Source organism: Vibrio jasicida CAIM 1864 = LMG 25398 (genome assembly GCF_000400365.1).
GTDB classification, from domain to species: domain Bacteria; phylum Pseudomonadota; class Gammaproteobacteria; order Enterobacterales; family Vibrionaceae; genus Vibrio; species Vibrio jasicida.
The window spans coordinates 32,545-42,844 of the sequence record NZ_BAOG01000038.1; the positions used below are offsets into that span (position 1 = coordinate 32,545).

10 protein-coding genes and 1 riboswitch are annotated in these 10,300 nt (G+C 47.0%); of the genes, 3 read left to right on the forward strand and 7 right to left on the reverse strand.

Annotation, left to right across the window (positions count from 1 at the left end; all coding sequences use genetic code 11):
• Positions 1–40: 40 nt before the first annotated feature.
• From thiM to thiD, 6 genes are read right to left on the reverse strand one after another with little or no spacing between them, the layout of a single operon-like run.
• A complete protein-coding gene (gene thiM / locus VJL_RS10905; protein WP_038877860.1) occupies positions 41–832 on the reverse strand; it encodes a hydroxyethylthiazole kinase in 792 nt (263 codons plus the stop codon).
• Between the two features lie 12 nt (positions 833–844).
• Positions 845–1,513: a thiaminase II gene (gene tenA, locus VJL_RS10910; protein ID WP_038877866.1), complete on the reverse strand. Its 669-nt coding sequence runs from the start codon at positions 1,511–1,513 to the stop codon at positions 845–847.
• 54 nt (positions 1,514–1,567) lie between these two features.
• A complete protein-coding gene (locus VJL_RS10915; RefSeq protein ID WP_020195161.1) occupies positions 1,568–2,518 on the reverse strand; it encodes an ABC transporter substrate-binding protein in 951 nt (316 codons plus the stop codon).
• A gap of 47 nt (positions 2,519–2,565) precedes the next feature.
• Positions 2,566–3,366, reverse strand: coding sequence for an ABC transporter permease (locus VJL_RS10920; RefSeq protein ID WP_038877867.1), 801 nt, complete (start codon positions 3,364–3,366; stop codon positions 2,566–2,568).
• On the reverse strand, positions 3,359–4,114 hold the full coding sequence (locus VJL_RS10925) for an ABC transporter ATP-binding protein (RefSeq protein WP_038877868.1): 756 nt from the start codon (positions 4,112–4,114) through the stop codon (positions 3,359–3,361). Before VJL_RS10925 ends, VJL_RS10920 begins: the two co-directional genes overlap by 8 nt.
• On the reverse strand, positions 4,104–4,976 hold the full coding sequence (thiD, locus tag VJL_RS10930; protein ID WP_038877869.1) for a bifunctional hydroxymethylpyrimidine kinase/phosphomethylpyrimidine kinase: 873 nt from the start codon (positions 4,974–4,976) through the stop codon (positions 4,104–4,106). Before thiD ends, VJL_RS10925 begins: the two co-directional genes overlap by 11 nt.
• A 104-nt stretch (positions 4,977–5,080) precedes the next feature.
• A riboswitch (TPP riboswitch) is annotated at positions 5,081–5,191 on the reverse strand.
• 636 nt (positions 5,192–5,827) lie between these two features.
• Here thiD and VJL_RS10935 point away from each other — a divergent pair.
• Complete coding sequence (locus VJL_RS10935) at positions 5,828–7,213, forward strand: TldD/PmbA family protein (RefSeq protein ID WP_038877874.1); 1,386 nt, start codon at positions 5,828–5,830, stop codon at positions 7,211–7,213.
• Positions 7,213–8,556 carry a TldD/PmbA family protein gene (locus VJL_RS10940; RefSeq protein ID WP_038877876.1) on the forward strand — a complete coding sequence of 448 codons (1,344 nt, stop codon included), beginning with the start codon at positions 7,213–7,215 and terminating at the stop codon, positions 8,554–8,556. The genes VJL_RS10935 and VJL_RS10940 overlap by 1 nt, the downstream gene beginning before the upstream one ends.
• A 77-nt stretch (positions 8,557–8,633) precedes the next feature.
• On the opposite strand, the gene trmY is transcribed toward VJL_RS10940, so the two are convergent.
• Positions 8,634–9,233: a tRNA (pseudouridine(54)-N(1))-methyltransferase TrmY gene (trmY, locus tag VJL_RS10945; protein WP_005374282.1), complete on the reverse strand. Its 600-nt coding sequence runs from the start codon at positions 9,231–9,233 to the stop codon at positions 8,634–8,636.
• A gap of 158 nt (positions 9,234–9,391) precedes the next feature.
• Between trmY and VJL_RS10950 the strand changes: the two genes are divergently transcribed.
• Positions 9,392–9,916 (forward strand): DUF3087 domain-containing protein, encoded by a 525-nt coding sequence (locus tag VJL_RS10950; protein WP_038868217.1) that lies wholly within the window; start codon positions 9,392–9,394, stop codon positions 9,914–9,916.
• The last annotated feature ends 384 nt before the right edge of the window (positions 9,917–10,300 follow it).

Sequence of the window (10,300 nt, forward strand, 5' to 3'; positions counted from 1 at the left end):
TCTAGATGGAATGAGAGGCTGGTATTTGTTAGAGAAAAGCTTAGCTCACTTGCAGTTTTAGGCGTTTTGCCAGCGTTTCTTCGTCCAACTGGTAAAGCTCATCCAACAGATTCATTTGCAGGCTACCTGGGCCGTGAGCTTGTTCCGCTGCAATCTCGCCAACAACGCCTAGTACCGCCGCTGCAGCAAGTCCGGTGTTATCACCAACAGCAGCAAAAGCGCCTGTAAGAGCCGTTAGCGTACAACCCACTCCGGTTACGTATGGCATCATCTCGTGACCATTGTTCAGTTGCACGGTTTGTTCCTTCGTGACGATGTAATCAGTCTCGCCAGAAATCACCACGCTCGCGCCATACTCTGCGACTAAAAAGTTCGCTGCGCCAAGTGCTGCGTCGCTGCTGTCTAACGCATCGACGCCTTTGCTTTGTGCTTGCTCGCCAGCGAGAGCGATGATTTCTGAGGCGTTACCACGAATGATCAACTTGTCTGCAAGGCGTGCGATTTCACGTGATGTCTCTGTACGTAGTGAGCTTGCTCCGCAACCGACTGGGTCGAGTATAACGATTTTACCATTGGCATTGGCTTGCTCTACGGCATAGCTCATACGCGGTGTCCAAACGCTGTCTAGGGTACCAATGTTGATAACCAGTGAACCCGCGAACGACATCATCTCTGCCATTTCCTGCTTGGAGTGCGCCATGATTGGAGAAGCGCCGATAGCCAATAGCGCGTTTGCCGTGTTGTTCATCACCACGTAGTTAGTGATGTTGACGACTAATGGCTTTTGCTGGCGTACTGCGGTTAATGCTTGGGTGATTTGTTCAATTAACATGAGACTCTCCGATTAATCTTGCTGAGCATTCAGACCTTGTTGCCAGAATGCTACTTCCATACGCGTTGCAGTTTTGAATACCTGAATCAGGTTTTGACCGCGTTGGCTGTTGATGTCGATTTCTGCTAGCAGCTGGTTAAAGTGTTCTGTACCTTTTGCGACACCAGATTGGAACTCTTCACCACCGTAGAGGTTGATCCAACTTGCGTATGGGTTGCCTTCGATTACCGTGTTCTCATCTTCAATCAGCATCTTACCGATAACTGCATAACCGATAGAGCATGGCGCCAGTGCCGCGTATAAATCAACAAGATCACCCGTCATACCAGCATCCAACACGTAACGGGTATAAGCTACCGTACCGAAATCTTCTGGCTCGTTTTCTAAGTCGGATTCTGTTAGTCCCCATTGCTCACAGTAAGTCACGTGGTGGGCGATTTCAGAATCGAGCAATGCATGTACGCTTGGTAGGGCACGGCGCATGTCATCCAAAGTACGTGCTTTGTAGATCGCTAATGCGTAAGCTCGTGTGTACTGCTTTAGGAAAAGAAAATCCTGCTTTAGGTAATGCAGAAAACAAGGCTGAGCCAGAGTGCCTTGCGCCAATTGCTGCACGAAAGCATGCTCAGTGTATTCTTGCCAATCTTGGCGGCAAGCGTCGATCAAATCTTGGTATTTCATTATGGGTATCTCGTTATCAAAAGACCTTAGGCTTAGATCCTAAGGTCAGTAGAATTAGTCAAAGCTCGGTACGTAATCTTTCGCTTTTGGTAGTGTTTCGATGATTTTTTGTGAATACATGAATTCGGCATAGTCATCGTAGCGTTTCAGATCTACTGCAGATGGACGAAGAGCGAAACGAGTTAGCGTGTCATTCCAAGCGCGTTGGTTAAGCTCGTTGTTGAGGGTGTCTGGTGAATAAGCCACAAACTCTTTCCACGACTCTTTTGGATGGTTAACGATGTAAGTGGTCGCTTGCTCTAGTGCTTTGTTGAATGCCTTGATGGCTTCTTTGTCGTAGGTTTTTGCATTGGCTACGAAGACCAACTCGTCATACGCTGGCACGCCGTGTTCTTCAGGGAAGAAGGCCTTAGCTTTATAACCTTCTAGTGCCAGTTGGTTGGTTTCGAAGTTACGTAGACCGCCCCAAATCGCATCCACCTTGCCAGACGCAAGAGATGAAGACAGCGCCCAACCTACGTTGATGATTTGTACGTCAGAAAACTTCACGTTCTCTTGTGCTAGCATGGTGCCGATTGTCGCTTCTTCGTTGCCTGCGATCGCAATACCGATCTTCTTGCCTTTCAAGTCGCCAAGGTTTTCATTCTTACCGTTGTCCAACACCATCAACGTGTTGAGTGGCGTAGCAATCAAAGTCGCAGAGCGGATTAGTGGCAAACCAGCCGCGACATCGATAGTTAGGCTTGGTTGGTAAGAAATCGCCATGTCGACTTTACCCGCCGCGACCAACTTAGGTGGTGTGCTTGGATCTGCTGGCTCTTGAATGTTGACCTTCAAACCTTGCTCTTTGAAGTAACCACGCTCTTTGGCAATCACGATAGGACCATGGTTTGGATTGACGAACCAATCCAACATCAGTGTCATCTCTTTTTCAGCGGCAAGCACGTTGGTTGATACCACTGAAGCGAGTAGAGCAGCAGCGCTCATAAGTTTGTTTTTATTCACGGGGTTCTTCCTTTTCTTTCCCAGTTTCCTTTGGTTATTTTCGGCAATTACTTGCTTTCCCAAGGGATGGCTTTTTTCAATAATTTATCGGTGATGAAGTAGAGTGCGATAGACAGCACAGCGAGGATAAACAGCGCCGCAAACATCTCATCAATGATCATGCGAGCGTTGGCTTGGAGCATCAGATAACCCAAGCCTTCACTTGAACCTACCCACTCACCTACCACTGCTCCAATTGGCGCAATAACGACGGCAACACGAATACCTGAAGCTAAAGTTGGTAGGGCGGCTGGCAATTGAATATGACGAAGTAACTGCCATTTAGACGCACCCATGGTCTTGGCAAGGTCGAGGTAACCTGCTGGTGTATTGCGCAAGCCGTCGTAGCAACATGTCGTGACGGGGAAAAAGATGATGATCGCCGCCATGACTACTTTCGATGCAATGCCGTAACCCAGCCAAAGCATGAGCACTGGCGCTATGGCGAACACAGGGATCGCTTGGCTAGCAATCAGAATTGGCAGTAACCAACGCTTCAGCGGCTCGAACATCAGCATTTGCAATGCGAACAGCAAACCCATTGATAAACCAAGCGCCAAGCCAAGTAAAATCTCTTGCGCGGTAACCCAAGTATGCTTGAGCAGGACATCGTAACGAGTGACCAATCTATCCAGCACTTCAATTGGTGAAGGTAAGATGAAGCTTGGCATATCGAATATCACCACGACCAACTGCCACAATCCCAAGATCACCGCCGTGCTGATCATTAAGCGCAGAGCCGGATGGGTCACGCGCTCTTTTTTACTAATACGTGCCGAGACGGAGTTGTACTGGGTCATATCACTCATAGTCTTTCTCCAGTTGATCCAAAATCGCTTGCTGTAGCGCCGCGCACTCTCCATCGAGAACTCGTGGTGGCTTGGAATCCGGAACGACCAAGTGCTGAGCTTGCGCAGGTGTGCCTTGCAGTACATAGAGTTGGTGAGCTAATCGCACCGCTTCTTGTGGGTCGTGGGTAATCAGAACAACCGTCTTATCTTTCAGTAATTCGGCAGACAAGGTTTGCAACTTATGACGAGTAACCGCGTCCAGTGCAGAGAAAGGCTCATCCATCAGAACTAGAGGCTTGTCTTGCATCAGAGTGCGAGCAAGGGCAACACGCTGTCTCATGCCGCCAGAGAGCTGAGTTGGCTTAGTATCCGCGTAATCGGCGAGTCCCACTTGGCTTAGTAAAGTCAGTGCACGTTGTTTATTTTGCTCTAGTGCTTGGTGTTGAGAAAATCGAGAGCTGAGGCAGACGTTGTCTAACACATTTAGCCATGGTAGCAACAAGTCTTGTTGTGCCATGTAGGCAATACGTTCGTGTAGGGCGATGCCATCCGTCGTAGTTAATTCACCATGCCATTCGACTTTGTCGTCTAACAACCCGGCTAGATAACGAAGGATTGTCGTTTTTCCGCAACCACTGCGACCAAGTAACACAGTCCATTGATTGGCAGGGATGGTCATACTCAACCCTGCTAACGTTGGTGTTTGGCTGTCTTTGTATTGCAGACTTGCCTCGTTAAGCTGAATGCCGAGTGCATTAGCGCACATGCGTGTGACCTGCAAAAAAGTGGTTCACAGGGCCGTGACCTTTACCGACATCCAATTCGTCAGCGTGCGCGATAGCTTGGCTGATGTACTGCTTACCAAGGTGCACCGCTTTGTGCAGGTTGTTGCCTTGTCCAAGATAAGACGCGATAGCAGAAGACAGCGTGCAGCCTGTGCCATGGGTGTTTTTGGTTGGAAAGCGTTTAGCGCTGATTAACTCGGCACTGTCTTGCATGATCAGCAGATCGTTGCTGTTTTCGTCTTTTTCTAAGTGGCCGCCTTTTAACAGCACCGCTTTTGCACCGAGTGCGCGTAAATCAGCAATCATATCACTCATTTCAGATTCCGACTGAGGCACTGGCTTACCCGTCAATGCGGCGCCTTCTGGTAGGTTAGGAGTAATGATGTCTGCGAGCGGAATCAATTCTTCTTTTAAAGTGCTGATTGCCGACTGTTCCAGTAATAGATCGCCGCTGGTGGCCACCATTACAGGGTCAATCACGAGGTGTTTTGGCTGGTATTGTTTAATTTTGTTGGCAACGACCTTAATGATGTTGGAATCGGCCAACATGCCCACTTTGACTGCAACGATGTTGAGGTCGGTAAATACCGCATCGAGTTGGCTCTCTACGTGGTCGAGAGGAATTGGGAAAATCGCAGAAACGCCTTGGGTATTTTGCGAAGTAATCGCCGTGATTACCGAGCAAGCAAAACTGCCGGTTGCTGACATCGCTTTGATGTCGGCTTGAATGCCTGCGCCGCCGCCACTATCAGAACCTGCAATCGTCAACACAATCGGTGTGTCTGTTGAAGTTGCTGCTTGTGGCTGTGTTGATGGTTTTTCTTGGCTTGACTGCTGCGCCATGGTCGCTCCTATTACAGACGTAAAGGAACTGACTTGGCCATTGAAGATCGGTGTATGGATCCGTTGAGGCTAGCTGCGTCGATACAGACTTGAGGCAGGCTAGTGGCAAAGTGATGATAGTTCCCTACGTCAGTGCTAACTGAATCAGGTTCAACGGGTCTCGAATTTCGATCTCAGCCGACGCATTCACTGCATGGGCCCCCCGACTATTTCGTCAAGATAATAGCAGTTCACTCAGTTACGGTGCACGTGTTTTTTCCTGTACAGGGATAGTAATCGTTTAAATATGAGACTTGATAGCGGTAATGAGAGAACAGAATTTAGTGTATACCCAAGTAACCTCGAGATGCTTGGTTCAGCGAGAATGACTTGGTTTGTAGACGCGGCGGCGATTTGAAGGCTTAGTGGGTCTAAATCAAGAATCGGCAACAAAGTATACAAGCCAAGGCCCTTACTATTTGCAAAGAGGGCCCTCTGGGAGCGTGTCATTGACCCGATTGCTACGTCAAACAACTCGGAAAGAGCGTGCTATTCCGCTTCGTTGTTTTCCTTGCACTCGAATCAATGACAACGCTCTGAATCCTGCACCTTGAAGTCACTTGGGTATAAATAACGTGCTGCATTGAAACTGGCAGTTCAAGACACTATCTAATAGTGAGATGTCGACATAATACGTAACGAATCGTTCTTTGATTTAGCAAGGATTAGCATAAAACAAGGTTAAAAAAGTGTTAATATTTAGCGCGTTGCCAATATGCTTTTGAGTCATCCAATTTAGGTTATGACTGTTATAAACAGAGTCTAACTCAAAGGTGGGGAAGGCTAGGACGATCAACGAGCAAGGAGATTTCATGCTTAATTCTGTAACAGCGAAAGCGGTGATCGATCATGCCCTCTTTTTAGGGGCTGATTTCGCTGAGCTATTCGTTGAACACCATCAAACCAACACTGTCCAGATCGCATCTGGTGAGGTGGATAAGGTAAACTCGGGTATCGATTTTGGTATCGGTATTCGTCTCTTCTTCGGTCATAAAGTGCTTTACGGTTACACCAACAGCACCGATGAAGCCGAACTTAAACGCGTAACCTCACTGCTTGCTGCAAAAGATAAGCGTGAGCAAATCGCGTCAGCAGGTTCTCTCAATCTGAACCGCTACCCAATTCAACATGGTTGTCGTATGCCACTTGGCAAAGACGCTAACCTAGATTCCAAAATTGCTTTCCTATTGCAAGTTGACCAAGCAGCACGCGCAGAGAGTGAACATATCAGCCAGTTCATCGGCAGCGTGCTTCAGCGCGAACAACAAGTGTCTATCTTCAACTCAGAAGGTCTACACGTTGACGATACTCGTCACTACATCCGAGTTGCTGGTAATACTGTTGCGCAAAAAGGTAATGAGCAGTCTTCTGGTATGGAAGGCCCTGGCGCTCTTGCTGGCTGGGAGTTCAGTGAACAGCTTGATGCGAAAGAGCTAGGTCAAACTATCGCGCAACAAGCGTTGGTAAAACTTGGCGCAGATGCTTGTCCATCGGGTGAAATGCCAGTGGTAATTGGTAACGGCTTTGGTGGCGTAATCTTCCATGAGGCGTGTGGCCACTTGCTAGAAACCACTTCAGTTGCGAAGAAAGCGTCCGTATTCCACGACAAGATGGACGAAATGGTTGCTCACACCGCGGTGAATGCAGTCGATGATGGCACCATGACCAACGAATGGGGCTCGATTCATGTTGATGACGAAGGCATGAAGACTCAGCGCACTCAATTGATCAAAGACGGTAAGCTAACCAGCTTTATGGTCGATAAAATGGGTGGCATGAAGACGGGTTACGAACCTACGGGGTCTGGTCGTCGTCAAAACTACAAGTTCGCACCAACCTCGCGTATGCGTAACACCTTTATCGAAGAAGGCGAGCATTCACTTGATGACATGCTGGCTGGCATCGAACGCGGTATCTATGCGAAGAAGATGGGCGGCGGCTCGGTTCAACCGGGTACGGGGGAGTTCAACTTTGCCGTTCGTGAAGCTTACCTCATTGAAAATGGCAAAATCACCAAGCCTCTGAAAACAGCAACGCTGATCAGCACGGGTCCAAAAGTGTTGAAAGAAATCAGCATGGTCGGCAAAGACATGGCGCTTGCGCCGGGCATGTGTGGTTCCGTGAGTGGTTCAGTGCCAACAACAGTCGGTCAGCCAACGCTGAAAGTCGATAACATTCTGGTAGGAGGCGGTAACTAATGAGCCAAGAACAACAACTTCTTAATGCGGTTGATTACGTCCTATCAGAAGCAAAACGCCAAGGTGCAGAAGCGGACGTCATTGTAAACCGCAACAGTAGCTTTTCTTTGAAAGCGAACCAAGGAAAGCTGGATGAGTACAAAGTAAGCTCAAGCCAAGTTCTGGGTGTTCGTGTTGTGAAAGATGCGCGCGTTGCAACGAGTTACTCTGAGTCTTTAGAGCAATCAAGCTTAGATTTGATGCTGACTAATGCACTACAAAGCGCTCGTTTTTCCAAGCAAGATGAACATCAGACTATTAGCTGCGTGAACAGCGAAATCACGACTGATTTCGCTGAGATTGCTCAAGAAGACACAACTTCGGTTGATGAAAAGATTGAAATGTCTCTCGCACTTGAGCAAGGCGTAATAGCGCTACCTCACGCTTCTAGCGCACCTTACAATGGTTATAGTGATGGCGAAACGCAATTAATCATTGCCAATACACAAGGCTCGTTGTGCCAACACTTCGAACGCTCGTTTACTTGTTACGCGTATACCTTGTTTGAAAAAGACGGTAAACAGTCGATGGCGGGTAGAATGTCACTTGGTCGCCGTTTTGATGAGTTGAATCCAGCTTACTGTATAGAAGGTGGCTACAACCTTGCTCGTGATCTTCTTGAAGGCGCACCAGTGGCTACGGGTAACTACCCAGCAATCTTCCATATCAATGCGCTAGCAAGTTTGTTCGGTGCTTTTGGCAGTGCTTTCTCCGGCGTAAGCGCGATGAAAGGCATTACGCCACTGGGTGACAAGCTTGGTCAGCGTGTTGCGAGTGACTTGATTACCTTTACTGATACGGCTTACATGCCAAATGGTATGGCAATTTCGGGCTTTGATAGTGAAGGTTTTGCTACTCAAGACAATGTAATGATTGCCAATGGTGAATTGAAAACCTTGCTACACAACAGCCAGACTGCGAGTTATTTGGGCGCAGTCTCGACAGCAAGTGCCGCTCGCGGTGCAAAATCGAGTCTAGACGTTTCAGCGAATCATAAAGTGATTTCGACCGGCGGCAGCAGTGCGTCAGAAGTAAAAGCGGGTGAGTACCTAGAGTTAGTCGAACTTCAAGGTGTCCATTCTGGTGCGGATGCAGTGAGTGGTGATTTCTCGTTTGGTGCGAGTGGCTTCTTGTGCCGTGATGGAGAGCGCATTCAACCGGTTCGAGGGATCACGGTAGCGGGAAACTTCTACAAGATGTTGCAAGAAGTTGAGGCGGTAGGTGATACTCAGCTTATTAGCGATAGTCGCACCTTCTTTGCTCCAGACGTGCGTTTTGCTCGTTTGAGCATTGGTGGTAAATAACCCCAGCATTCCTATAGAAACAAAAAGAGGACTCAATCGAGTCCTCTTTCTTATATGGAGTGATTAACTCGTGAGAATTAAAATTCGCGGATGTCCAGTTCATTGTGGATCAATACCACACACTGAGAAGCGAAAAGCATCTTAGGACCTAAGCTGATCTTCTCTGTGCCAAGGCGTTTCAAGCTGTTAAAAGACTTCTTCGGCATCGGAATATGGTCAGTTAGCAAGAAACATGGGTTTCCACCGATTTCTGCATCACGAACAAATTCGCCTTTTTTATCCAACATATATAGTTGGTGATCTTCTGCCAGTTCTTGCACTAGGCGTTCAAAACTGACGGTACGAACGGTGATACCAGGTTCGACTTCACGAAGTTGCTCTTTGCCCATACCAACCGAAGCATCCAAAGCGCGAGCCACTGCTGCAATCAAGGTTGACTCATGAAAGCCTCCAATGTTGGTGATGTCGTTGGAGCGAATAGTAATGGTGCGTGAGAAATCTTTTGTGCTTTCTAAAACCAAGTGCACAACCACATCTTCACGGTGCGATTGAGCAACGAACATAGTGTTCATCATGGTATGAGCAAGAATCTCTGTATGCGCTTCATTACCAACACCTTCTAACAGTGCTTTGCTGGTGGTTGGTGCCGCGCGAGCTCGTAAAACAAAAGAGCGCATGAATTTAGCCTCTATATAGGAAGAGTGAATGCGCGGAAGTATATACCCAAGCAGGGAAGGGATGCGAGTTTAATAGCAAATGTGAACTTACTTACAAAGCTTCGATTGTCGTGCGGAGTGTGCTGGTTAGAATAGAGGCAACCTGTTAGGAGCGGTATATGGAAATCAAAAAAATAAACAAACAAGTTTATAGAAAGAAGGTCAACTTAGTGATTGGTTGCTTTGTTGCCTTGCTTGCTATCTCTTCTCTTGCTTTTAGTACTTTATTAATTGTCTTGTTCGGTAATACAGATGTAGTACCTGAACAGTCGACGGGGAACTTTCATTGGAACTTAATTGGTGTTGTGCTCGCCTTAGTCACTTCACTGTCTTTGCTGAACCAATTCAAAACACGCCCTTATATGGAAGAAGTGTTGTATGTCTGGAAACTCAAACAGCTGCACAACAAGATCTTTCGCAAACTGAAAAGTATTAAAGCCGCTTCTACTGAGCACGATGTAAAAGCACTGACGATACTTAAGTTCTACTATACGACTCAAAGTCAGGTGTTTGAGCTAGATAACAACACATTGACGATGAGCAGTGTAAATAAAGAATTAGAGGCTATTGAGCAAATCGAAGCGGCGAAGTCTCTGGATCTTGATATCACAAGCTTTGAAGAGTCTTGGATAGATACATATTGATTGCCTATTTGCTACGTTAAGTTAACAACTAAGTGCTAAAAATAAGCGTTTGAGTGAGATTTCATCACTCGACGCTTTTTTTTAAGTTTTTTTCTAAAAAAAGGGTTGCCAAGAAAAATCATCTCCCTATAATGCGCCTCCGTTGTCAGGGCAAAGCGGAAACGCAAAAGTGGCTGGCAATGAGGCGAAAGAAAAGCTTCTAAAAATTAATTTGAAAAAGTGTTTGACACTAAGAATTAATTCCTTAGAATACGCCTCCGCTTCGATAGCAAAGCTTACGAAGCAAGCTCTTTAAAAATATAGACCTATCAATCTGTGTGGGCACTCGTTGATGATAATCCAATTAGAAATTTCTCTTAATAAAGAGCGGTTTCAAATTAGGTT

Coding starts and splice junctions, on each gene's coding strand:
- thiM (WP_038877860.1), bottom strand. CDS start 832: ATGTTAATTGAACAAATCACCCAAGCATTAACCGCAGTACGCCAGCAA.
- tenA (WP_038877866.1), bottom strand. CDS start 1,513: ATGAAATACCAAGATTTGATCGACGCTTGCCGCCAAGATTGGCAAGAA.
- VJL_RS10920 (WP_038877867.1), bottom strand. CDS start 3,366: ATGAGTGATATGACCCAGTACAACTCCGTCTCGGCACGTATTAGTAAA.
- VJL_RS10925 (WP_038877868.1), bottom strand. CDS start 4,114: ATGTGCGCTAATGCACTCGGCATTCAGCTTAACGAGGCAAGTCTGCAA.
- thiD (WP_038877869.1), bottom strand. CDS start 4,976: ATGGCGCAGCAGTCAAGCCAAGAAAAACCATCAACACAGCCACAAGCA.
- VJL_RS10935 (WP_038877874.1), top strand. CDS start 5,828: ATGCTTAATTCTGTAACAGCGAAAGCGGTGATCGATCATGCCCTCTTT.
- VJL_RS10940 (WP_038877876.1), top strand. CDS start 7,213: ATGAGCCAAGAACAACAACTTCTTAATGCGGTTGATTACGTCCTATCA.
- trmY (WP_005374282.1), bottom strand. CDS start 9,233: ATGCGCTCTTTTGTTTTACGAGCTCGCGCGGCACCAACCACCAGCAAA.
- VJL_RS10950 (WP_038868217.1), top strand. CDS start 9,392: ATGGAAATCAAAAAAATAAACAAACAAGTTTATAGAAAGAAGGTCAAC.